This window comes from Pseudomonas sp. LBUM1679 (genome assembly GCF_059695565.1).
In genome coordinates this window covers 5,707,283-5,728,610 of the sequence record NZ_CP166774.1, presented here as the reverse complement: position 1 = coordinate 5,728,610, position 21,328 = coordinate 5,707,283, and the positions used below count along the sequence as shown (strand labels likewise).

Annotated in this window: 23 protein-coding genes and 1 pseudogene; 12 read left to right on the top strand and 12 right to left on the bottom strand. The window is 59.3% G+C overall.

The features are described 5' to 3' along the window. Positions 1-30: 30 nt before the first annotated feature. Both ACA062_RS26115 and ACA062_RS26110 read right to left on the bottom strand, forming a co-directional pair. Entirely contained in the window at positions 31-852 is an 822-nt protein-coding gene (locus ACA062_RS26115; RefSeq protein ID WP_497453634.1) for a class I SAM-dependent methyltransferase, read from the bottom strand. Positions 853-912: 60 nt separating this feature from the next. Continuing rightward, positions 913-1,350 carry a GNAT family N-acetyltransferase gene (locus ACA062_RS26110; RefSeq protein WP_497453633.1) on the bottom strand — a complete coding sequence of 146 codons (438 nt, stop codon included), beginning with the start codon at positions 1,348-1,350 and terminating at the stop codon, positions 913-915. Positions 1,351-1,789: 439 nt separating this feature from the next. On the opposite strand from ACA062_RS26110, the gene ACA062_RS26105 reads away from it, so the two are divergent. The 4 genes from ACA062_RS26105 to ACA062_RS26090 all read left to right on the top strand — a co-directional run bounded on the left by ACA062_RS26105 (position 1,790) and on the right by ACA062_RS26090 (position 5,465). Beyond that, positions 1,790-2,731: a fatty acid desaturase gene (locus tag ACA062_RS26105; protein ID WP_497453632.1), complete on the top strand. Its 942-nt coding sequence runs from the start codon at positions 1,790-1,792 to the stop codon at positions 2,729-2,731. Positions 2,732-2,756: 25 nt separating this feature from the next. After that, positions 2,757-3,680 carry a phosphate/phosphite/phosphonate ABC transporter substrate-binding protein gene (locus tag ACA062_RS26100; protein WP_497453631.1) on the top strand — a complete coding sequence of 308 codons (924 nt, stop codon included), beginning with the start codon at positions 2,757-2,759 and terminating at the stop codon, positions 3,678-3,680. 232 nt (positions 3,681-3,912) lie between these two features. After that, the gene (locus ACA062_RS26095) at positions 3,913-4,455 is read left to right on the top strand and encodes a sigma-70 family RNA polymerase sigma factor (protein ID WP_497453630.1); all 543 of its coding nucleotides are present in this window, start codon (positions 3,913-3,915) and stop codon (positions 4,453-4,455) included. Continuing rightward, a complete protein-coding gene (locus ACA062_RS26090; protein ID WP_497453629.1) occupies positions 4,452-5,465 on the top strand; it encodes an ABC transporter substrate-binding protein in 1,014 nt (337 codons plus the stop codon). Before ACA062_RS26095 ends, ACA062_RS26090 begins: the two co-directional genes overlap by 4 nt. A 245-nt stretch (positions 5,466-5,710) precedes the next feature. Here ACA062_RS26090 and ACA062_RS26085 read toward each other — a convergent pair whose 3' ends face one another. Further along, the gene (locus ACA062_RS26085; protein WP_497453628.1) at positions 5,711-6,343 is read right to left on the bottom strand and encodes a glutathione S-transferase family protein; all 633 of its coding nucleotides are present in this window, start codon (positions 6,341-6,343) and stop codon (positions 5,711-5,713) included. A 78-nt stretch (positions 6,344-6,421) separates the two neighbouring features. Continuing rightward, entirely contained in the window at positions 6,422-7,453 is a 1,032-nt protein-coding gene (gene gntR, locus ACA062_RS26080; protein WP_497453627.1) for an HTH-type transcriptional regulator GntR, read from the bottom strand. Between the two features lie 215 nt (positions 7,454-7,668). On the opposite strand from gntR, the gene ACA062_RS26075 reads away from it, so the two are divergent. Continuing rightward, positions 7,669-8,202 carry a gluconokinase gene (locus ACA062_RS26075; RefSeq protein WP_497453626.1) on the top strand — a complete coding sequence of 178 codons (534 nt, stop codon included), beginning with the start codon at positions 7,669-7,671 and terminating at the stop codon, positions 8,200-8,202. An 82-nt stretch (positions 8,203-8,284) separates the two neighbouring features. Next, the gene (locus ACA062_RS26070; RefSeq protein WP_497453625.1) at positions 8,285-9,637 is read left to right on the top strand and encodes a GntP family permease; all 1,353 of its coding nucleotides are present in this window, start codon (positions 8,285-8,287) and stop codon (positions 9,635-9,637) included. A 161-nt stretch (positions 9,638-9,798) separates the two neighbouring features. On the opposite strand, the gene ACA062_RS26065 is transcribed toward ACA062_RS26070, so the two are convergent. Further along, complete coding sequence (locus tag ACA062_RS26065; protein ID WP_497453624.1) at positions 9,799-10,695, bottom strand: RHS repeat-associated core domain-containing protein; 897 nt, start codon at positions 10,693-10,695, stop codon at positions 9,799-9,801. A 73-nt stretch (positions 10,696-10,768) separates the two neighbouring features. On the opposite strand from ACA062_RS26065, the pseudogene ACA062_RS26060 reads away from it, so the two are divergent. Further along, a pseudogene (locus ACA062_RS26060) lies at positions 10,769-10,888 on the top strand (GntT/GntP/DsdX family permease); the annotation flags it as partial. Positions 10,889-11,050: 162 nt separating this feature from the next. On the opposite strand, the gene alaC reads toward ACA062_RS26060, so the two are convergent. Beyond that, on the bottom strand, positions 11,051-12,268 hold the full coding sequence (alaC, locus tag ACA062_RS26055; protein WP_497453623.1) for an alanine transaminase: 1,218 nt from the start codon (positions 12,266-12,268) through the stop codon (positions 11,051-11,053). 140 nt (positions 12,269-12,408) lie between these two features. Here alaC and ACA062_RS26050 point away from each other — a divergent pair, with 140 nt between their 5' ends. From ACA062_RS26050 to ACA062_RS26040, 3 genes are all read left to right on the top strand, one after another. After that, entirely contained in the window at positions 12,409-13,071 is a 663-nt protein-coding gene (locus ACA062_RS26050) for a LysE family translocator (protein ID WP_497453622.1), read from the top strand. Positions 13,072-13,138: 67 nt separating this feature from the next. Next, positions 13,139-13,624 (top strand): GyrI-like domain-containing protein, encoded by a 486-nt coding sequence (locus ACA062_RS26045; RefSeq protein ID WP_128870200.1) that lies wholly within the window; start codon positions 13,139-13,141, stop codon positions 13,622-13,624. Positions 13,625-13,720: 96 nt separating this feature from the next. Next, complete coding sequence (locus ACA062_RS26040; protein WP_497453621.1) at positions 13,721-14,209, top strand: GNAT family N-acetyltransferase; 489 nt, start codon at positions 13,721-13,723, stop codon at positions 14,207-14,209. 57 nt (positions 14,210-14,266) lie between these two features. Here ACA062_RS26040 and ACA062_RS26035 read toward each other — a convergent pair whose 3' ends face one another. The 4 genes from ACA062_RS26035 to ACA062_RS26020 form a co-directional block, all read right to left on the bottom strand. Next, positions 14,267-14,968, bottom strand: a complete 702-nt coding sequence (locus ACA062_RS26035; protein ID WP_497453620.1) for a hypothetical protein — start codon at positions 14,966-14,968, stop codon at positions 14,267-14,269. 167 nt (positions 14,969-15,135) lie between these two features. Beyond that, complete coding sequence (locus ACA062_RS26030; protein WP_497453619.1) at positions 15,136-16,185, bottom strand: alkene reductase; 1,050 nt, start codon at positions 16,183-16,185, stop codon at positions 15,136-15,138. 21 nt (positions 16,186-16,206) lie between these two features. Beyond that, on the bottom strand, positions 16,207-17,373 hold the full coding sequence (locus ACA062_RS26025; RefSeq protein ID WP_497453618.1) for an MFS transporter: 1,167 nt from the start codon (positions 17,371-17,373) through the stop codon (positions 16,207-16,209). Between the two features lie 4 nt (positions 17,374-17,377). Beyond that, positions 17,378-17,698, bottom strand: coding sequence for an ArsR/SmtB family transcription factor (locus tag ACA062_RS26020; protein ID WP_150798084.1), 321 nt, complete (start codon positions 17,696-17,698; stop codon positions 17,378-17,380). Positions 17,699-17,869: 171 nt separating this feature from the next. Here ACA062_RS26020 and ACA062_RS26015 point away from each other — a divergent pair, with 171 nt between their 5' ends. Next, positions 17,870-18,469 carry an acyl carrier protein phosphodiesterase gene (locus ACA062_RS26015; RefSeq protein WP_497453617.1) on the top strand — a complete coding sequence of 200 codons (600 nt, stop codon included), beginning with the start codon at positions 17,870-17,872 and terminating at the stop codon, positions 18,467-18,469. Between the two features lie 84 nt (positions 18,470-18,553). Here ACA062_RS26015 and ACA062_RS26010 read toward each other — a convergent pair whose 3' ends face one another. Further along, a complete protein-coding gene (locus ACA062_RS26010) occupies positions 18,554-19,345 on the bottom strand; it encodes a lysophospholipid acyltransferase family protein (protein ID WP_497453616.1) in 792 nt (263 codons plus the stop codon). Continuing rightward, positions 19,345-20,100 (bottom strand): L-ornithine N(alpha)-acyltransferase, encoded by a 756-nt coding sequence (gene olsB, locus ACA062_RS26005; RefSeq protein WP_497453615.1) that lies wholly within the window; start codon positions 20,098-20,100, stop codon positions 19,345-19,347. Before olsB ends, ACA062_RS26010 begins: the two co-directional genes overlap by 1 nt. Before the next feature lie 154 nt (positions 20,101-20,254). Here olsB and ACA062_RS26000 point away from each other — a divergent pair, with 154 nt between their 5' ends. Further along, complete coding sequence (locus ACA062_RS26000) at positions 20,255-21,142, top strand: acyl-CoA dehydrogenase middle domain-containing protein (protein WP_497453614.1); 888 nt, start codon at positions 20,255-20,257, stop codon at positions 21,140-21,142. The last annotated feature ends 186 nt before the right edge of the window (positions 21,143-21,328 follow it).

Genomic DNA, 21,328 nt, shown 5'->3' with positions numbered 1-21,328 from the left:
AGCCTTCGGACGATCTTTCGATCTTCGCTGTTATTTCGCGGGTTTAACGAACCGCAGCGTCATCCGGTCCGACTCACCGATTGCCACATACTTCGCCCGATCCTTATCCCCCAGCGTCAACGCCGGCGGCAATGTCCAGACCCCTTCCGGGTAATCCTTGGTGTCCTTCGGATTGGCATTGACCTCGCTCTGCCCCTCAAGCTTGAAACCCGCATCGGTGGCCAGCTTCACCACGTAGGCAGTGGGCAGGTAACCGCTGTGCTTGATGTCTTCCAGGGATGCATCGTCCTTGGCCCGATGATCGACCACGCCGAGCACGCCGCCCGGTTTCAGTACTTTGAAAAAACCCTCGAATGTCTGCGGTGCGGTATTGGCCAGCACCCAGTTGTGCACGTTGCGAAAGGTCAGCACGGTGTCCGCGGAACCGGGTTTGCCGAATACCGGAGCCTTCGGATCGAACTCCAGCACCTGGGCCTTGGCGTATTGCGCAGGATGGGCCGCGAATTTTTGCTTCAACTTCTCCTCGTTCTTGCGCGCGTAGTCACTGACCGTCGGCGCCTGGACGGCGGCGATATATTGCCCGTGATCTTTGAGCAGTGGCGCCAGCAGTTCGCTGTACCAACCGTTGCCGGGGGTGATTTCAATGACCGTCTGGTCCGGTGCCAGACCAAAGAACTGCAGGCTCTGCTGCGGATGACGATAACCATCGCGCGCCACGTTCTCCGGGGCGCGCCAAGGGCCGGCCTGCACTTTGGCATATTGCTCGGCGGACACGGGTTGGGCCTCAGCAGCGTGGCCGAAGGCTGGGGCGAGGAGGGCGGTAAGCGTCAAAGCCAGAAGGGCGGGTTTCATGGAGCGTCCCTGAGAAGTCGAAGTCGACCCCGAGGCTAGCACGCAGCAATCACCGGCCGATCACACATTATCGACGGTCGACCTCACCAACGGTTCTAAGCCCATGGCGATCATTGGCTTACTGCGGGCGTAGCGGCTCAAGCGTTCAGCCATTGAGTAGGGCAGGGGCGGGTCGAAGGTAAAACCGCGACGTTCATAAAAAACGCGCAAGTCCGGATGACAAAATAGCCACACCGGGCCTTCGAGATCCTTGATGGCCTCAGCGATCAATGCCGCCGCGATTCCCTGTTCGCGGCAAGCCGGGTCGACAAACAAACCCGTCAGCCAATGCCCATCCGCCACCGGGCGCAAGCACAGCGCGCCAATGATCTCGTCGCGCCTGGCGACCCAGAGCTGAGCATCGCGGACCGCTTTCATCGACGATTGATGGGCGCGATAGAACTTGTTCATCAATGGCCATAATGGCTCGGCGAGCAAGGTGTACTGGGTGTTGGGCATGGTCTTCGACTGTCGGTGTGCAAAGCGGGCGATTATAAAAGAACGCGGGCGCGGGGATAGGTGTATACCTGATCTCACATCCCGTATGAGTGGAGTACGTATCATGGCCAAAGGCATGGATTCAAAAAAAGCGGCAAAGAAGAAACCGGCGAAAACCGCCGATGAAAAGCGCGCAGACAAGAAGGCCAAGAAGGTGGATGTGTTCGGGCACTGATGTAAGCCACACAGGTAACCCGATGGTCCTGGCACCCCGTCGTCCCCGTGTAGGAGCTGGCTTGCCAGCGAAGAGGCCAACACATTCAACATCAATGTTGCCTGTTATGCCGCCTTCGCTGGTAAGCCAGCTCCTACACGGGGGGCGATGACCTGACAAAATAATCTGCAAGATTTCCCTGCGCCATTGCACAGAAGGGGACTGGTCCCCGATCTGAGCAACGCCATGGCCCATTACTTCGATAACGCCCACCGTGAAGAAATCGACACCCTGCGCCAACGCCTGACCGCTCGCACCGAGTGGCCGACCTGGTTGCTGCTGATCGGCGTGTACGTCGCCTGGTTCAGCATTGTCCTGGCCAGCGATCGGCTGGGCCTGTGGTGGAGCACCGTGTTGCTGATTCCGCTGGTGGTGCTCTGGTTATCGGTGCAGCACGAATTGCTGCACGGGCATCCCACCCGTTCCCCTGCGCTGAACAGAATCCTCGGCTACGCGCCGTTCGCCGTCTGGTACCCCTACACCCTCTATCGCGACAGCCATTTGCTGCATCACCGTGACGAAGACCTGACGATCCCCGGCCGCGATCCGGAAAGCCGTTACCTGAGCGCCGCGCAGTGGCAGGGCAGATCGAAGTTCGAACAAGGTTTGCACTGGCTGAACAAAACCGTGCTCGGCCGTTTCGCCCTGGGTGCGCCACTGACCTTGTTGGCGCTGGCCCGGGAACAGCTGCAACGTCTGCAAGCGGGTGAACGACAGGCCTGGTTGATGTGGCTGAGTCACGGCATGCTGACCTTGCTGATGCTGGCATTCATTGCCCGCTACAGTGTGCTGCCGGTGTGGCATTACCTGTTGCTGATCAGTGTGCCGGCGCTGTCGATAGCGATGATTCGCTCCTACTATGAACACCGTCCCCATGCCGCACCCGAGCAACGCACCGTGATCAATGAAGCCGCCTGGCCGTGGCGCTGGTTGTTCCTGAACCTCAACTTGCACCTGGTGCATCACGACCTGCCAGGCCTGCCCTGGTACGACTTGCCCCGCGCCTATCGGGCGCGCCGTGAGCAATGGCTGGCGCGCAGTGGCGGGTTTCTGGTGCAGGGTTATGGGCAGTTGTGGCGTGAGAATGGGGTGAAGGCCATCGACAGTCCGCGGCATCCGTTTCACTGATTTCTATGATCGACACCTGATTCCTGTGGGAGCGGGCTTGCCCGCGATTGCTGATTCACATCCAACACCTGTGGCGACTGGTCCAACGCTATCGCGGGCAAGTCGGATCGCCGCACCGCCGCTCCCACAGGGTTACTTGATGCGTGGGGAAATTTTGATGACTCAAGACATCGCTGAATTACTGATGTACGTCGCCCCCGAACCGATCCGCCAGGCCAACGAACGTTGGCTGATGCGAATCTTCGAGCGACTCGGCACCCAGCGCCGCGATGCCGAAGGGTTGTCGCTGATGGCCCTGTGGCTGTCCCCGAACCTGCTACTGACCCAAACCTGCGGTTATCCGTTGATGACGCAACTGCGCGGTAAAGTCCGGGTCCTCGGACGCCCTCGCTATGAACTGCCAGACAGCAGCGGCGGCAACCATTGCAGCCTGTTGCTGTGTCGCGCCGATGATCTGCGCAGGACCTTGCCGGCCTTTCGCGGCAGCCGCGGTGTGATCAACGGCGAAGACTCCAACAGCGGCATGAACCTGCTGCGCCACCGTCTGGCGCCGTGGCATCGCGACGGACAGTTCTTTTCCCGTGTAGGCATCAGCGGCAGCCACCGCGAGAGCCTGCGCTGGCTGCGTGAAGATAAAGCCGACCTGGCGGCCATCGACAGCGTGACCTTTGCCTACCTGGCGCGGCACGCCGAAGCAGAAGTGGCGGGCCTGCGGGTTATCGCTCGCAGTGCCTTCAGTCCGACCTTGCCCTACATCACTGCGGCGACCGCGACTGATAAACAGGCTGAAGAGCTGAGGCGGGTGATGAACGAGACGTTGCGGGAGTTGCCTGAGGTGGGTGAAATCCTCGGTTTACAAGAGGTGCTGCCGGCCAGAGAAAGCGATTATCAAATCGTGCTCGACTATCAGCAGGAGGGCGAGGCGTTGGGGTACGGGCGTTTGCGGTGAGCGCTGAGAATCGCGTCGACCGAGCTTTTTTCGCGGGCAAGCCACGCTCCCACAGGATTTCGGTGAACCTGTGGGAGCGGGCTTGCCCGCGATAGCAATTTATCAAACAATTAAATTCTATTTTGGAATATAAAAATGAATTTTAAGTATTATTAATGAATAAGGCTCCTTGCTAGGATTCGCGTCACCGGATCACCGGACATTCAGCGACCCCTAACCCCTTGGAGCCTCTATGTCCGGCACCGACCTATCCCATCGCAACGACGTGGGCGGATTGTTCCGCGCTCATTACGCCTGGCTCTGCGCACGTTTGCGGCGACATCTGGGGCCCGGCCCGAGCGTCGAAGACATCGCCGCCGAAACCTTCGTGCAATTGCTCGAATCCCCGGGGCTGACCCCGATCCGCGAGCCTCGCGCCTTGCTCACCACCATCGCCCGCCGGTTGATCTATCAACTCTGGCGCCGCCGCGACCTGGAACGCCAACACCTCGAACAGTTGCAACACCTCGATCAGCGTCAAGCGGCGTCGCCCGAGGAACTGCTGCAGCTGACCCAGGCACTGCATGGCCTCGACCGCACGCTTGAACGCTTGCCGGGCAAGGTCCGGGCCACTTTCCTGTTGTCGCGACTCGAGGGGCTGACCTACCCGCAGATCGCCGTCGAACTGGGCATTTCCCAGCGCTCGGTCAGCGTCTACATGACCCGCTCCCAGGCACTGTGCGCCCGGCACAGCGCCAATGAATCCTCGAATTCCCTGAACTGGAGGTCCGCATGAGATCGATCAAAACCCTGCTTGGCAGTTCGCTGCTGGCCCTGAGCCTGGTGGCTACCCAGGTTCCCGCCGCGGAAAAAACCGCCCCCATCCACTTCGGCGACATCACCTGGGAAAGCGGCAGCCTGATCACCGAGATCCTGCGGTTGATCGTCGAAAAGGGTTACGGTTACCCGACCGATACCTTGCCCGGTAGCACCGTCAGCCTCGAAGCAGCGCTGGCCAAAAACGACATTCAAGTGATCGGTGAAGAGTGGGCGGGGCGCAGTCCGGCCTGGGTCAAAGCCGAATCGGAAGGCAAGGTATTCGGCCTGGGCGACACGGTCAAAGGCGCCACCGAAGGTTGGTGGGTACCGGAATACGTGATCAAGGGCGACCCGGAGCGCGGGATCAAACCAATGGCTGCGGAGTTGAAATCCGTCGCCGACCTGGCGCGCTACAAGGACGTATTCCGCGACCCCGAAGACCCAGGCCGCGGTCGCTTTCTCAACAGCCCGACCGGCTGGACCTCGGAAATCGTCAACAGTCAAAAACTCAAGGCTTATGAGCTGACTGACAGCTTCGTCAACTTCCGCACCGGCTCCGGCGCGGCGCTGGATGCCGAGGTGGCCTCGTCGATCCGTCGCGGCAAGCCGGTGCTGTTCTACTACTGGTCGCCGACGCCACTGTTGGGTCGCTTCAAACTGGTGAAGCTCGACGAACCGCCATTCGACGCCGAAGCCTGGAAGACCCTGGCCGATGCCAACAACCCCAATCCCAAAGGCACCCGCTCGATGCCGGCCAGCCTGGCGATCGGCGTGTCCGCACCGTTCAAGGCGCAGTATCCGGACTTGGTGGCGTTTTTCGAAAAGGTCGACTTGCCGATCGATCTGCTCAACAAGACCCTCGGGCAAATGAGCGAGAAAAGGCAAAACCCGCGTGAAGTCGCCGAAGCGTTCTTGCGCAATCAGCCGCAGATCTGGAAGGGTTGGGTGCCGGGGGAGGTGGCTACCAAGGTGAGTGCGAGTTTGTAATTTCACCTGATGTTTTGCGGTGCTTGAACCACCGCTTTCGCGAGCAGGCTCGCTCCCACATTGGGTAGGTGTCGGTCACACCAGGTTGGGCCGACATACATCCCCTGTGGGAGCGAGCCTGCTCGCGAATGGTCTCCAGCCCTGCATCAACTCCGCAGGGAAGCGATCAGCCAGTTCAACTCGATCTTGCAACTGAGGTAGGAGCAAGCCAGCTCCTGCACGACCCTCTTGCCCTGCCGATTCTTTCAAGGCAGGCCGTTGCAGCCATGTTTCAAGAACCCCGGGCGTTGTGCCAGGCGCTGAAAATACTCGTCGATAGCTGGGAAGTCTGGCCGTTCCATGGGCGTCATCAGCCAACGATTGACCGACAGCCCGATGACAATATCGGCCAGGGTGAACCGTGGCCCGGCGACATAAGCCTTGGTGGCCGCGAGCTGATGCTCGAGGAGGCCCATCTTCTGATTCCAGCCACGCACACCGGCGGCAATGTGATGCGGGTCCTGGAACTCCGGATCCTTGCGCACCAATGCCGTGAAGGCATAGCTCCAGGCCGCGTTGAGTTCGGTGGCTTGCCAATCCATCCACTGCTCCACCCGAGCGCGGGCAGCCGGTTCGTGCGGCAGCAGATCGGTGTTCTGGTGTTTACTGGCCAGATAACGGCAGATGGTGTTGGATTCCCACAGCACGCCGGCCTCATCGATGATCACGGGCACCAGGGCGTTGGGGTTGAGCCGGAGAAACTCCGGCGTGTGAGTCGACGCATAACCGCCGCCCCAATCCTCGCGTTCGTAGGCAACGCCCAGTTCTTCGCAGGTCCACAGGACCTTTCTGACGTTGATTGATGAAGCTTTACCCAGGATTTTCAGCGAATGTTCCATTGAGCTACTCCGTTAGCGGATCAGGCCTCGGAATTTAATAGTGTGCCTGTCAACGGGAGACATCAAGTCAGAAAACGGTCAGCTACTCTCCCGCACCTTCAACTCAAACCCCATGTCCTGCACCGGTTTGGCTACGGAGTTACCCGCCAGCAAGGTCAGCATCAACTCCGCCGAACGCCGGCCGATGGCTTCGCGCGGGGTGCTGATGCTGCTCAGTCGCGGGACCATGTGGGCCGAGGCCGGCAGATCGTTGAAGCCGAGGATGGCTACCTGCTGGGGAATCTTGATGCCGCAGCGCATGGCTTCGAGCAGGGCGCCCTGGGCCAGGTCGTCGTTGCCGAAGAAGATCGCATCGACATCAGGGTGACTGGCCATCAGTTGCAGGAACAGTTCACCGCCCAGACCGACGGAGGAGGCGCGCGGGGTCAGGACTTCCAGGTCCGGGTCATACAAACCGGCCTTTTGCAGCGCTTTGCGAAAACCTTCGCCGCGCAGCAATGTGCGTTGATCCAGCTGCGCGCCGATGTAGGCCAGGCGCTTGCGGCCGCGGGAGAGCAAGTGTTCCGCCGCCGTTTCACCGGCGGCAAGTTGCGAAAAACCCACGCAGTTGAGCCCGGCGGCACTGTCCAGTTCCATCATGTATACGCACGGAATGTTGCTCGCCTCGATCATCCGGCGCGAACTTTCGGTGCGGTCGAAACCGGTCAGCAGCAAGCCGCGAGGTTGATAGGCCATGTAATTGCGCAGCAGGTTTTCTTCTTCATCGCGCGAGTAGTGGAAGTTGCCGATCAGCACTTCGAAGCCCTTGGGGCGTAAAACCTGATGAATGGCTTCCAATGTGTCGATGAACAGCAAATTGGACAGCGACGGCACCAAAACCACCACGGAATGGCTCTGGGCCGAGGCTAATGCGCGGGCAGCGGGGTTGACCACGTAGTTGAGCTCGAGGGCGGCTTTCTGGACTTTTTCCACCAGTTCGGTGGCCACCGTGCTGACGCCGCGCAAGGCGCGGGACGCGGTGATCGGGCTGACACCGGCCAGGCGCGCTACTTCATTGAGGGTAGGGCGGCCAGTGGTGCGAGTATTCTTATCGTTTTTAGGAGAGGTCATCGGGCGGCTTGCCAAACAAAATTCAAGGCACTAAGGTAGCGCTGTCTCGATGCAGCTGCAAATGCGTGAGCGGGGTCTGCCTGATTCCCGCTTTTTGGTATTGGGAACGAACATGCTGCAACCCACAAAAATGACAAGAAGGCGTCGGCAACTTCTGCTTTTGCTCCAGTGTCATAACCAGCAAAGGTAGCGCTGTCTGCGCGCTGAGGTGTTACATGAATCATTCCATCACCGCCCTGGTCATCATGGGCGTTGCCGGTTGCGGCAAGACGTGCGTCAGCGAGGCCTTGTGCCAACTCAGCGGCGCGACCGCCATTGAAGGCGACTCCTTTCACCCTGCCGCCAATATCGAAAAGATGAGCGCAGGTATCCCCCTGAACGACGAAGACCGTGCCGGCTGGCTCGACAGCCTGTGCGATGAACTGCGCCGCATCGACGCCACGGGTCAACGCCCGGTGCTGACCTGTTCGGCCCTCAAACACATTTACCGCGAACGTCTGCGCAGCGCCTTGCCTGGCCTGGGCTTCGTTTTCCTGGAGCTGACCCCTGAAGTCGCCGCCGATCGTGTGTCTCATCGGCCGGGCCACTTCATGCCCTCGACTTTGATCGACAGCCAGTTCGCCACACTCGAATCGCCCGTTGGCGAGCCCTTGACCCTGGCTCTGGACGCTTCGAACCACAGCGTCGAACAACTGGCAAAGCAGGCGCATGCCTGGTGGCTGGAACATGGCCTGAAGCGCGCGGTATGAATTTGCCTCGAAAAGGTAGCGCTGTCCTGATGGCTCGCGAATTACCCGCTTTAATAACAACAACAACCAGGAGACACCCCTAATGTTTGGCATGTCCCACGAGACGTTCCTGCTGCTCGATGCGGTGGTAACGGTGATTGGACTTATCGTCCTGATCACCAAATTCAAATTTCACCCCTTCATTGCCCTGATCATCGCCGCCGCCTTTCTCGGGCTGACCTCCGGCATGCCGATCGGCACCATTATCAAGGCGTTCCAGGACGGCTTCGGTGGCGTGCTCGGTTTCGTCGGGATCATCCTGGCGCTGGGGACCATGCTTGGCAAAATGATGGCCGAGTCCGGCGGGGCGGATCAGATCGCCCAGACCCTGATTCGCGCGTTCGGCAAGGACAAGGTGCAGTGGGCGATGATGTTCGCCGCCTTCCTGGTCGGCATTCCGCTGTTCTTCGAAATCGGCTTCGTATTGCTGATCCCGTTGGTGTTCATCGTTGCCCGGCGTACCGGCGTGTCGATCATCAAGATCGGTATCCCGTTGCTGGCCGGTCTGTCTGCGGTACACGGCCTGGTTCCGCCACACCCGGGGCCGCTGCTGGCGATCGGCGTGTTCGGCGCCGACATTGGTAAAACCATTCTGTACGGTCTGATCGTTGCGCTGCCGACGGCCATCATCGCCGGCCCGATCTACGGCACCTTCATTGCCAAATACATCCCCGGCCATCCTAACCAGGAATTGGTGGATCAACTGGCGCGCGAACCAGACTCGGCCGAGTTGCCGAGCTTCAGCATCACCTTGATCACGGTGCTGCTGCCGGTGTTCCTGATGTTGCTCAAGACCTTTGCCGACGTGGTGCTGCCGGAAGGCAATTTCGCGCGCTCCTTCATGGACCTGGTCGGTCACCCGATCTCCGCGCTGTTGCTGGCATTGCTGCTGTCGCTGTACACCTTCGGCCACCGTCAGGGCATGGGTTCGAACAAGATTCTGAAGTTGCTCGACGCCAGCCTTGCGCCGACCGCCGCGATCATTCTGATCATCGGTGCCGGTGGTGGCTTCAAGCAGATGCTGGTGACCAGCGGTGTGGGTGACGTGATCGGCCATATGGCGGTGAATGCACAGATCTCGCCGATCCTGCTGGCCTGGCTGGTGGCGGCGGTGATCCGCATTGCGACCGGTTCGGCGACCGTGGCGACCATCACCGGCGCGGGCATCGTGGTGCCGGTGGTAGGGATGATTCCGGGTGTGAACCGTGAGCTGCTGGTGCTGGCGACCGGTGCCGGTTCGTTGATCCTGTCCCACGTCAACGACGCCGGTTTCTGGCTGGTGAAGCAGTACTTCAACATGACCGTTGCGGAAACCTTCAAGACCTGGACCGCGATGGAAACCATCCTGTCCATTGTTGCACTGGGCTTTATCCTGCTGCTGTCGATGTTCGTCTAAGCAACACCGCAAACCAATTGTAGGAGCTGGCTTGCCAGCGAAGAGGGCCTGACATTCAACATTGATGTTGACTGTTCGTCCGCTTTCGCTGGCAAGCCAGCTCCTACAGAGTTTTATGTCGGGTGCTGGTTTTGCATTCCTGCCCACCTCCCCCCGGGGTGTTAGTTTTGCCTCAGGTTTTCATGACGCTCTTGTAGGTTACGAATATCGGAAGAGCCACTCCTGATAGAGTCTGGATGAGAGCTCGCATAACCCGAATCACTACTGCGAAGGCTAAGGCTCGAAACAGTACTGACAGTGCTGGGGGTGGAAACAGAGCTGGAGTTGCTGGAGAAGCTGGCATGCGAGCTGCTGCGAGATATGGACCCACTTTGCGCAGCCGTCGTTGTTGAAGGCGGTCTCGAGGTCCTAGGAATATTGGTCTCCGGAGCCCAGTGAACGCGCGTTTCGGTGGAGTTATGACGGCCTTGACTACCCTTCCAGGAGGGCGCGAGGTGTTTTCGACTTTTCCCCCCAGATGGTTTAACCGGCGTAGGTTGATTGATCATAATATTCTCAGCTCCGGTCCCTGCAACTCTCCATAACCCACCGTTCCCTGATCTGGATTGTGGTCCCAACGAATTATTTCTCGCGCCACTTGATGTATTGGACAGACTGAAAAAATCCAGAACTTTGAGTACATTGCTCCAGAAAGAATGCCCCGTCGGATCGACATTCATCACCGGCTCACCACCACAGTACCCATACGCATTGAGCCCTCCCTCCCCAAACGGACTTAATGTGTCCGGGCTTTGGAATCGCATCAATCGCGGGTTGTAGGCGCGGTATCCATTACCCAAAATGTACCAACCCACTGTTGGCTCGCGCAGCTCGCCATTGAAACCCAGATTTATCATGGGCTCCTGTTGGGAGGAGTGCTGGCCATAGGGGGAGTAAGCGATAGGGTTGGCTTTTGCGTTGACGATTTCGCAAAGCACTGAATTATTGCAGTCAGTCGCCAACAGCGCGGTCCGGTGCCAGGTCGGGGTCGTGGGAGCAAAGGAATTTTGTGGAGGCATAGGAGGTCTTCTTCGAAGGCTGCACTTGCATGGTTGCATGTTGACCCAGAGCCGGTAACTGGCAGAACTGCCAGTTCTCAAGCAATACTTCAACATGACCGTGGCGCAAACCTTCAAGACCTGGACGGCGATGGAAACCATCCTGTCCATCGTGGCGCTGGGCTTTATCCTGCTGTTGTCGATGTTCGTTTAAGTGTTTCGCAAGACGCAAAAAAACCGCGATGCGGTTTTTTTGTGAGCGAATCAAAACCCCTGTAGGAGCTGTCGAGTGAAACGAGGCTGCGATCTTTTGATCTTGATCTTAAAAACAAGATCAAAAGATCGCAGCCTTCGGCAGCTCCTGCAGTGAATTGTGTCAGGCGTTGGATTTGGTGGCTAACCCATCCGCCCGGAACATCCCGCGAATCCCGCGTACAGCCTGACGAATCCGGTCCTGGTTTTCGATCAGCGCGAAGCGCACGTGATCATCCCCATACTCCCCAAACCCCACACCCGGCGAGACGCAGACCTTGGCCTCGGCGAGCATTTTTTTGGCGAACTCCAGCGAGCCCAGGTGCGCATAAGCCTCGGGAATCTTGGCCCAGACGTACATCGATGCCTTCGGGTTTTCGACCATCCATCCCAATTCATGCAGGCCTTTGACCAGCACGTTGCGGCGCTGCCGGTATTGCTCGGCGATGTCTTTGACACACTGCTGATCGCCTTCCAGTGCAGCAATCGCCGCGACTTGCAGCGGGGTGAAGGTGCCGTAGTCGTGGTAGCTCTTGATCCGCGCCAGGGCGTTGACCAGTTCGGCGTTACCGACCATGAAGCCGATGCGCCAGCCGGCCATGTTGTAGCTCTTGGACAGGGTGAAAAACTCCACCGCGATGTCCTTGGCGCCGGGCACTTGCATGATTGACGGGGCTTTCCAGCCGTCGTAGACGATGTCGGCGTAGGCCAGGTCGTGCACCACCAGAACGTCGTACTGCTTGGCGAGAGCGATCACCCGCTCGAAGAAATCCAGCTCGACGCATTGGGCGGTGGGGTTGGACGGGAAGCCGAGGATCATCATTTTCGGTTTCGGGATCGAACCGCGAATCGCGCTTTCCAGCTCGGCGAAAAAGTCCACGCCCGGTATCAGCGGCACCGACCGCACCTGGGCGCCGGCAATCACGGCACCGTAGATATGAATCGGGTAGCTCGGGTTCGGCACCAGCACGGTATCGCCCTGGTCGAGGGTCGCCAGCATCAAATGCGCCAGGCCTTCCTTGGAGCCGATGGTGACAATGGCTTCGCTTTCCGGGTCGATGTCGACCGCGTAGCGATCCTTGTACCAGTTGGAAATCGCCCGGCGCAGACGCGGAATGCCCTTGGACGTGGAATAGCCGTGGGTATCTTCGCGCTGGGCGACGGTGACGAGTTTGTCGACGATGTGCGGCGGTGTCGCGCCGTCGGGGTTGCCCATGCTGAAGTCGATGATGTCTTCGCCACGACGACGGGCAGCCATCTTCAGCTCGGCAGTGATGTTGAATACGTAAGGGGGGAGTCGATCTATGCGCGCAAAGCGGCGCGGCGAACCAGGGTTGGCCATTGTTGCCTCGGAATAACGTGAGCGCCCGGAACCGTCCGAGCGACGCTGGCCACTGCGGTGGCCTGGGGCGGAATGTAAGGGCTGTTGTGGCAAACTGTCCAGCCACTTGAGTAAACAAATTTTCCGAAGGAAGCGGGTCGATGGAATTTAGCAGTGGCTTTTTGCTGAGCCTTTCGCTGTGCCTGGACATAGGCGTGGCCAATATCGCGATGATCACCCTGGCGATGCAGCGTGGCTATTTCCAAGGCTTTGCCCTGGGGTTGGGAACCTGTGTCGGTGACCTGATCTATGCAGTGCTGGCACTGGCGGGCATGACCGTTTTGCTGCAGTACGAGACTGTTCGCTGGGTGCTGTGGATCGGTGGCTCGGCGTTACTGGTGTATTTCGCGGCGAAGATGATCTATTCGGCGATTCACCATGAGGCGGTGCTGGCCCAGGCTGGGGAGGTGGGGCAGAACTCATATCGCAGGGAGTTTTTCCGCGGAATTTTCCTCGCCATGTCGTCACCCAGCGCGATTCTCTGGTTCGCAGCGGTGGGCGGCACGCTGATCGCGCGTTCCGGCGGCAGTGGCGCGCTCGGTTCTGCACTGTTTCTCGGCGGCTTTCTGTGCGCCGGGGTGCTCTGGTGTGTTGGCCTGTGTTTCGCGGCGAGCCATGGCGGCAAGTTGCTGGGCGACAAACTGCTGCGTTATTCATACCTGGCATCGGCGGCGATCTTCTGTTATTTCGCGGTCTACGTGATCCTATCGGGGTATAACGAGTTCATCGGCTCTGGCACCGTCGAGCAGCTTCACGCACTGTAATTGGGCGAATCGGGATTGGCTTCTATACTCCCAGCCGAACCCACTTTTTCGTACCAGGAGTCGAGTCATGGATGAGCAAACAGGCGTCAAACCGGCCGGGCCACGCTTTGAAAACGGCCACTTCCTGCTCATTGCAGGGCTGGGCGGACGATTTACTGCGCAAACCACTAAAGCGATCCCCGACCTCTGGGAGAAATTCATTCCCGAGATTGGCAACATTCCCGGTCAAAAAAGCGAAGTGACCTACGGCATTTGTTGCAACCCGGATGGCAAGGGCGGTTTTGAATATATCGCCGGCGTTGAAATCAGCAAACTCGACGACCTGCCTGACAAATATCGTTGGGTGGAGGTCCAACCTCAGCACTACGCCGTATTCGAACACAAGGGCGCTCTGGATGCCTTGCCCCAGACCTTTCAGTACATCTGGAAAACCTGGCTGCCGCAGTCCGGTTATCACGCGGCGGACGCCCCGGAGTTCGAACGCTACAGCGAAGACTTCAACCCGAAGCTCAATACCGGCGTGCTGGAAATCTGGTTGCCGCTCAAGGCGTAATGGCTGGATCGAGAGGCGGATCAGCGATTCGCCTCTCGATGTCGAGCAGACGCTGCTTTATGATCCTCTGTCTTTCCCCCGCTGATTCGAGCCGACATGAACACCGTCATTCGTCACGTCACCCCCGCTGACCTGGACCGCTGCTACGCCATCGAAACCCTTGCCTACGAAGGTGACGAAGCCGCGACCCGCGAAAAAATAGCGACCCGCATCGCCACCTGGCCCGAGGGGTTTATCGTGGCCGAAGTGGACGGCGTCGTCGCCGGTTTCATCAACTCCGGAGCGGCGTTTCAGGTGGAAATGTCGGACGAGGCGTTCAAGGAACTGATCGGCCACGACCCGGCCGGCCCGCACGTGGTGATCATGTCGGTGGTGGTGCATCCGGATTATCAGGGACAAGGCCTGGCCAAACGTTTGATGGCTGAGTTCATCGAGCGGATGCGCGCGTTGAACAAGGCCAGCATCCACCTGATGTGCAAGGAGCGACATATTGCGCTCTACGCGGGTTTTGGCTTCGCCTACATCAAGCCTTCCGCCTCCGACCATGGCGGGATGGCGTGGCATGAGATGCTGTTGGAGTTCTGACTGAGTCAACAAAAAAGCGCCGTTTCAAGACGCTTTCGGAAGAGATCTCAAGTAGCCTCAGCCAACATTAATGACAACACTGTAACTATAAGGTTTTGCAGGCACGGTTTGGGTAATTCGGGAGCTGCATTTTAGCGAAGCGCTTCCGACGGAGTTGATTTTATGTTCCCTGTGAGGGATTATTTTTGGTGCAAAACTGAATGCGTCATAGGGTCTTGTCAGCTTTACAAGGGTTGTAAAATCAAATGCCAAATTACCACTTTTATAAATAAAGCCATGTTTTGCCTGGGTTGAACGATTCGATCGCCCACTTGAAAATTTTGGTGGCTCGCAACGCAATATGAATGACGTATAGTCCCAAGGCTCGATATTATAATCTGCCGCTGGCACTACACTATTGTCCCAGCTGGAAGAGAGGAGTCTGAACGTTTCATTGGTGCCATTGTAGATATAGATAAGCACACTGGTGTGATCGGCGATGCGGCTAATGGCAGACCAGGATTGTGCTTCATCTTGTCGGATTTCTTTGACGAGTTCCTCAAATTCTTTTTTTGTTTTTGAATCTTCACTGGCTTTAACCAATAGGTCGTCTGTCATGCCGGAAAGTGCAATGTTGAGCAGGCTGCCCATTAACGGGTTGATTGTGCCAATTGCGCTTGAAAGGCTGGAGGTGAGTGGTTTTTTTTCAAACGTTACTTCCTCGATATCTGTATACGTATGTTCCGTGGTCGAGTCGTTGTTGTTTTCAGTATCATCCATGATGTCGGCTTCTTACGGGTGGGTTGGGGTTTTCCATAATAACAGTACTGCGCTGATGTGCTGGGTCGATATGTAATGGTTTATTGCGCCTATGAAGCATTCGCTGAGATATAAAAAGCCCCGGCTCTTTCGAGTCGGGGCTTTTCCTTTTTTATAACGGGGGGAACTTACAATGTCGGGTAGTCAATGTAACCGACCGGCCCCTTGGCGTAGAACAGTTCAGGGCGCGCTTCGTTCAGCGGCGCATCAGCTTTCAGGCGAGCTGGCAAGTCGGGGTTGGCAATGAACGGCACACCGAAGGCGACCGCATCGGCCTTGCCGCTGGCCAGCCAGGCGTTGGCGCTGTCTTTGGTGAAGCGTTCGTTGACGATGTACGGGCCGCCGAAGGCTTCCTTGAGTCGTGGACCGAGGCTGTCGCCGGCTTCTTTTTCGCGCGAGCAGATGAAGGCGATACCCCGCTTGCCCAGTTCGCGAGCGACGTAGGTGAAGGTTTCGGCCAGGTTGTCATCGCCCATGTCGTGGGAGTCGGCGCGCGGTGCCAGGTGCACACCGACGCGGCCGGCGCCCCAGACTTCGATCGCGGCATCCGTCACTTCCAGCAACAGACGCGCCCGGTTTTCCAGGGAGCCACCGTAGTGGTCGGTGCGCTGGTTGGTGCTGCTTTGCAGGAACTGGTCGAGCAGGTAACCGTTGGCGCCGTGGATTTCCACGCCGTCGAAACCGGCGGCCTTGGCATTTTCGGCACCCACACGGTAGGCGTCGACGATGTCGGCGATTTCAGCGGTTTCCAGGGCGCGCGGTGTCGGGTAGTCGGCCAATGGACGAACCAGGCTGACGTGACCTTTGGGCTGGATGGCACTCGGTGCGACCGGCGCTTCGCCGTCCAGGTACGAGGCGTGGGAAACCCGGCCGACGTGCCACAGTTGCAGGAAGATCTTGCCGCCCGCGCCGTGGATCGCTTTGGTCACGTTGGTCCAGCCACGTACCTGGTCGTTGGACCAGATGCCCGGGGTGTCCGGATAGCCGACGCCCATCGGCGTGACGGAAGTGGCCTCGCTGAGGATCAGGCCGGCCGAGGCGCGTTGCACGTAGTACTCGGCCATCAGCGCGTTCGGCACTCGGCCTTCGTCGGCACGGCAGCGGGTCAGCGGCGCCATGATGATGCGGTTGGCCAACTCGAGGTCGCCCAGTTTGATCGGATCGAAAATAGTCGTCATGAAATAGCTCTCTTGTAGAGATCAGTTGGTAGCAGGGGCCAGTTCGGGATTGCCGCGCTGACGGAACGTAATCAGGGTCACCAGCAAGGCGAGTACAGCCAGTGCGGCTGCCGCGAGAGGCACGCTGGTCAGGCCGAAGCCGTGGGCGATGACGCTGCCGCCAACCCAGGCACCCAATGCGTTGCCGACGTTGAAAGCGCCGATGTTCAGGGTCGACACCAGGTTCGGTGCCGCCTTGCCATAGGTCACGACGTTCACTTGCAGGGCGGGTACGGCGGCAAAGCACGCGGTGGCCCAGAGGAACAGGGTGATTTCGGTCGGGATCAGCGCGACGCTGGTCCAAGTCAGCACGGTAGAGATCACGGCCATCGAGATGAAGACGCCAATCAGCGTTGCAGCCATGCTTTTGTCAGCCAGCTTGCCGCCGATGATGTTGCCGACGGTCAGGCCAAGGCCGATGAGCATCAGGGTCCAGGTCACGCCTTTGGGCGAGACGCCGGTGACATCGCCGAGCAGCGGGGCGACGTAGGTGAACAGGGTGAATACGGACGCCGCGAACAACGCTGTCATGCTCAGGGACAGCCAGATCCCGGCACCCTTGAGGGCGCGCAGTTCGGCGCGCATGTCGAGTTTCTCTTCATCGCGCTTGGCCGGCAGGAAGCGGATCAAGCCGATCAGCGCAATCACACCGATCACGGTCACGGCCCAGAACGTCGAGCGCCAGCCGGCTTCCTGACCGAGCGCGGTGCCCAGTGGCACGCCCAGCACGTTGGCCAGGGTCAGGCCGGTAAACATCAAGGCCACGGCCGACGCACGCTTGTTCGCCGGCACCAGACCTGCCGCCACCACCGAACCGATGCCGAAGAACGCACCGTGACACAGGGCAGTGACCACCCGGGCGAACATCAGCACGTTGTAGTCACTGGCCACTGCACACAGCAGATTGCCGATAATGAAAATGCCCATCAACGCTACCAGGGCAGCCTTGCGTGGCAGCCGGGAGGTGGCCAGTGCCATGAACGGCGCACCGATGGCCACGCCCAGGGCGTAACCGGTCACCAGCCAGCCGGCGCCGGGGATCGACACACCAAGGTCGGCCGCCACATCGGGCAGCAGGCCCATGATGACGAACTCGGTGGTGCCGATGGCGAAGGCGCTCAAGGCCAGGATGAGTAGCGAGAGGGGCATTGTTTCAGTTCCTTGTCGGAGCACTGAGCTCTTTGACGATGGCGTCGAGGAACGCCTGGATCACGTCCTCGTTGCGTTTGAAGAAGTGCCATTGACCGGCTTTCTGGCTGCTGATCAGCCCCGCACGCTGCAAGTTCGCCAAATGAGCGGACACGGTCGACTGCGACAGGCCGCAGCGTTGGTCGATCTGTCCGGCGCAAATGCCGTACTCGTGGTTGTGCAGCTGTTCCGGGAACTGCGTCTTGGGGTCTTTCAGCCAGATGAGGATGTCTCGGCGTACTGGGTGTGCCAGCGCTTTTATTATTTCGTCGAGGTCGATGGTCATGGGTTTGGGCTCGTGATGAGTAAAACGCTATATCGCGATGAGGCGAACTTTAAATCGGTACTTCGCGATATACAAATATGATTTTGCTCTGATGAGCGCATAAATCGGTATATCGAGTTATAACGATATGTTGGTTGTCCAGATGTAAAGCCGCAGTGCTAAGCTGCGTCCATGAATTATCTCGCACATCTGCACCTCGGTGGCCAGCGCCCCGGTCAATTGCTCGGCAGCCTGTATGGCGATTTCGTCAAAGGACGGCTGCAAGGGCAGTTCGATCCGGAGATCGAGGCCGCCATCCAGTTGCATCGGCGCATCGACGTGTTTACTGACCGCCATCCGTTGGTGGATATCTCGCTGTCGCGGTTTTCCATCACCCGCCGGCGTTATGCCGGGATCGTGCTCGACGTGTTTTTCGACCATTGCCTGGCCCGGGACTGGACGCTGTATGCCGACCAGTCTCTGGAGCAATTCACGTCGGACGTGTACCGGGTGTTGTCCACCGAGCCGCAATTGCCGGAGCGCCTGGCGATGATTGCGCCGCATATGGTGGCCCATGACTGGTTGGGTTCTTACCGAGAGTTCGCGGTGTTGGAGCAGGTGTTGCGAGGGATTTCACGGAGGCTGACACGGCCGGAGGAGCTAGCCGGGGCGATGCAGGAGTTGCGGCTGTTGTATGAGCCGTTGAGCGAGGACTTCAGGTTGTTTTATCCGCAACTTCAGGATTTCGCACGAACCAATGTGGGAGCGAGCTTGCTCGCGATGAGGCCATAACAGTCAGCATTGATGTTGACTGTTCGATAGCTATCGCGAGCAAGCTCGCTCCCACAGGTTTCTCTGCTGAATCAGAGAAGTGTGTCAGGCCGCAATCGCAGGGCGCATTGGCACTTGGTGGGTTTGCGGAACCGCCCCAAACAACGCCTTCTGCACCGCCTGCTGCGCTTCAAACGCCAGCGCGGCACGCTCGCGGCCTTCACAGGCGATTGGCTTGAGCAGATGAATCTCCACCTCACCCCGATCATTGGCAAACAAACGCATCAAGTGCGAGAGCAAATCATCATCGCCAATGAACGGTGCCAGTGAATCGAGCTCACCGTCACGCAGATAACGAATCGCCACCGGTTGCAGTTTCACTTCGGAATCGATCGCCGCCGACAACAATCGACCGTGGAAGGTGCGCAACGAACGGCCATCGGTGGTGGTGCCTTCCGGGAACATCAGCAGCGGATGCTCCTGCTCCAGATGGCGGGTCATCTGTTTGCGGATCAACTGGCTGTCGCCCGACCCGCGACGGATGAACAGGCTGCCGGCCTTGGCCGCCAACCAGCCCGCCACGGGCCAGGTGCGCACTTCGGCCTTGGACAGGAACGACAGCGGCGTGAGCATGCCCAGCAGCGGGATGTCGGTCCAGGACACATGGTTGCTGACCCAGAGCATCGGCGCTTTAGGCAATTCCCCGTGCACGGTCACGCGAAAGGGCAGGGCGTTAGCCAGGCGCGCCATGAAGAACCGCGACCAACGCTGGCGGCGGACCATCGAATGGGCGATCCCCAGGCGTTCGAACAAGCCGAATACACCGGCCATGGTCAACCCCAGTGCCACCACCACCAACACTCGCGCGATCCGCGCGTACACCCGCAACCGGCTCATCACACGGCCGCCTTGAAGTGCTTGGCGTAACGCGGGCAGAGTTCGTCGCGCTTGAGCAGGATGAACACGTCGGCGACCTGGAAGTCTTCGTCCCAGCACGGCTCACCGCAGATCTTCGCGCCCAGGCGCATGTAGGCCTTGAGCAATGGCGGCATTTCGGCGATGACGTTGGATGGGATGTCCAGGGCCGGTAGCGGTTTCTTCGGTTCGGCCCGCAGGTGTTCGGTGCACAGATAGCGTTCGCGCAGGCGCTGCATGATTGCGTGAGCCTGGATGCCACCGTCCTGCATCGGGATGCTCGCGCAACCCATCAAATAGCTGTAGCCGCCCTGGTTCAGCACTTCGGCCAGTTCGCCCCAGAGCACGGCGATGGTGCCGCCGTTGCGATAAGCCGGGTCGACGCAGGTACGGCCGATTTCCAGGATCGGGCCTTTCAACTGGACCAGGCCATGCAGGCTGAATTCTTCTTCGCTGTAGAACTTGCCGAGGCTGCTGGCGGCCGTATGGTCGAGCAAGCGGGTGGTCGCCACCAGGCGCCCGCTGTTCAGGTCACGCACACCGATGTGGGCGCAGTGAACATCATAGTCATCCATGTCCAGTCCCAGCTCCGCGCCTTTGAGTTTGGCGTTGAATTCGCCGCTGAACACGTTGAAGCGCAAGGCCTGGGCTTCCTGCATGGCCTCGACGCCCACCAGGCGTTCGGCTTGCAGGCGGCGTTCATTGCCGGTGTCGCTGATGCGGGCGATCTGAGTCATTGCGAGTCTCCGTACGGGCTGTTCACCCGTCGTGGGTTGCAGCCGATCGACTTTCTTTATGCAGCCGTGTTGTGCAAAGTCAGGCTATGTAGCCCCGGTGTCATCGCCATGAAGCTTTGGTGATGCTTATATGACAGCCCACAAGGAGCCCCTTATGCCCTGGCAAACCCTGTTGCACCGCCGCGATCGCTTGCTCGCCAACCCGGACCTGGGCGAAGGATTCGCGCACTTGCAGGACAGCCTGGGCACGGTGACGCCGTTTGAGTTGGCAGTGCTTGGCGGGCGCCTGATGGCAACGCCGGGGCTGGCATTTCTGGTGGGGTATCAGGCAGCGTTGCGCATGCTCTGGCCCAGCGCGCCGCCGAGCCTCGGCGCGTTATGCGCGACGGAACAGCGCAGCCTGCGGGTGGCGGACATGCAGACCCGCCTGGCCGGATTGCGCGTGAGCGGGCGCAAGGATTTTGTCACCGCCGGCGACGCGGCCGACTGGTTGCTGGTCGCGGCCCGCAGTGAAGACCCCGGCGAAACCCCGCGCCTGAGTCTGGCGGTGGTCTATCCCGATGAACCGGGGGTGCGCCTGGAAAAACTGCCGGCGATTGCGCTGATGCCCGACATCAGCCACAGCCGGTTGACTCTCGATGGCGCGTCCTGCGAATTGCTGGCGGGGGATGGCTGGGAGGCTTACGTCAAACCGTTCCGCACCCTCGAAGACATCTACGTATTGAGCGCGATGACGGCCTGGCTGTATGGCGTCGGCCACGACAGCGACTGGCCGCAATCGCTGCAACTGCGCTTGCTGGCGCTGCTGGCCGGGTGCGCGGAAGCTTGCCGGCAGGCACCGAACAATCCGGCGGGGCATGTGTTGCTCGGTGGTTTATTTGCGCAGTTCGATGGGCTCAAGGCTGAAGTGGGCCAGGCACTGGCCGATGGCCCACCGCATTGGGCGGCAATGTGGCAGCGGGATCAGGCGGTGATGGATTTGGCGGCGCAGGCCAGAGGTAAACGGTTGGCCAAGGCATTGGCTGGATCTTCATTAAATTGACCGGCCTCATCGCGGGCAAGCCCGCTCCCACATGGTCTTCGTCGTACACAATATTTTTGTGCACCGCAGATCCTTGTGGGAGCGGCGGTGCGACGATTCGACTTGCCCGCGATGACGGCCTCACTGGCAACACAAACCCCGGAACTGTCATCAAGCTCTACTAGGCTCAGCATTTTCATCCCCCGA

What these genes read in the sequence shown, in the direction of transcription:
- ACA062_RS26115 (WP_497453634.1), bottom strand. Translation starts at nt 852, where the DNA reads ATGAAACCCGCCCTTCTGGCTTTGACGCTTACCGCCCTCCTCGCCCCA.
- ACA062_RS26110 (WP_497453633.1), bottom strand. Translation starts at nt 1,350, where the DNA reads ATGCCCAACACCCAGTACACCTTGCTCGCCGAGCCATTATGGCCATTG.
- ACA062_RS26105 (WP_497453632.1), top strand. Translation starts at nt 1,790, where the DNA reads ATGGCCCATTACTTCGATAACGCCCACCGTGAAGAAATCGACACCCTG.
- ACA062_RS26095 (WP_497453630.1), top strand. Translation starts at nt 3,913, where the DNA reads ATGTCCGGCACCGACCTATCCCATCGCAACGACGTGGGCGGATTGTTC.
- ACA062_RS26090 (WP_497453629.1), top strand. Translation starts at nt 4,452, where the DNA reads ATGAGATCGATCAAAACCCTGCTTGGCAGTTCGCTGCTGGCCCTGAGC.
- ACA062_RS26085 (WP_497453628.1), bottom strand. Translation starts at nt 6,343, where the DNA reads ATGGAACATTCGCTGAAAATCCTGGGTAAAGCTTCATCAATCAACGTC.
- gntR (WP_497453627.1), bottom strand. Translation starts at nt 7,453, where the DNA reads ATGACCTCTCCTAAAAACGATAAGAATACTCGCACCACTGGCCGCCCT.
- ACA062_RS26075 (WP_497453626.1), top strand. Translation starts at nt 7,669, where the DNA reads ATGAATCATTCCATCACCGCCCTGGTCATCATGGGCGTTGCCGGTTGC.
- ACA062_RS26070 (WP_497453625.1), top strand. Translation starts at nt 8,285, where the DNA reads ATGTTTGGCATGTCCCACGAGACGTTCCTGCTGCTCGATGCGGTGGTA.
- ACA062_RS26065 (WP_497453624.1), bottom strand. Translation starts at nt 10,695, where the DNA reads ATGCCTCCACAAAATTCCTTTGCTCCCACGACCCCGACCTGGCACCGG.
- alaC (WP_497453623.1), bottom strand. Translation starts at nt 12,268, where the DNA reads ATGGCCAACCCTGGTTCGCCGCGCCGCTTTGCGCGCATAGATCGACTC.
- ACA062_RS26050 (WP_497453622.1), top strand. Translation starts at nt 12,409, where the DNA reads ATGGAATTTAGCAGTGGCTTTTTGCTGAGCCTTTCGCTGTGCCTGGAC.
- ACA062_RS26045 (WP_128870200.1), top strand. Translation starts at nt 13,139, where the DNA reads ATGGATGAGCAAACAGGCGTCAAACCGGCCGGGCCACGCTTTGAAAAC.
- ACA062_RS26040 (WP_497453621.1), top strand. Translation starts at nt 13,721, where the DNA reads ATGAACACCGTCATTCGTCACGTCACCCCCGCTGACCTGGACCGCTGC.
- ACA062_RS26035 (WP_497453620.1), bottom strand. Translation starts at nt 14,968, where the DNA reads ATGGATGATACTGAAAACAACAACGACTCGACCACGGAACATACGTAT.
- ACA062_RS26030 (WP_497453619.1), bottom strand. Translation starts at nt 16,185, where the DNA reads ATGACGACTATTTTCGATCCGATCAAACTGGGCGACCTCGAGTTGGCC.
- ACA062_RS26025 (WP_497453618.1), bottom strand. Translation starts at nt 17,373, where the DNA reads ATGCCCCTCTCGCTACTCATCCTGGCCTTGAGCGCCTTCGCCATCGGC.
- ACA062_RS26020 (WP_150798084.1), bottom strand. Translation starts at nt 17,698, where the DNA reads ATGACCATCGACCTCGACGAAATAATAAAAGCGCTGGCACACCCAGTA.
- ACA062_RS26015 (WP_497453617.1), top strand. Translation starts at nt 17,870, where the DNA reads ATGAATTATCTCGCACATCTGCACCTCGGTGGCCAGCGCCCCGGTCAA.
- ACA062_RS26010 (WP_497453616.1), bottom strand. Translation starts at nt 19,345, where the DNA reads ATGAGCCGGTTGCGGGTGTACGCGCGGATCGCGCGAGTGTTGGTGGTG.
- olsB (WP_497453615.1), bottom strand. Translation starts at nt 20,100, where the DNA reads ATGACTCAGATCGCCCGCATCAGCGACACCGGCAATGAACGCCGCCTG.
- ACA062_RS26000 (WP_497453614.1), top strand. Translation starts at nt 20,255, where the DNA reads ATGCCCTGGCAAACCCTGTTGCACCGCCGCGATCGCTTGCTCGCCAAC.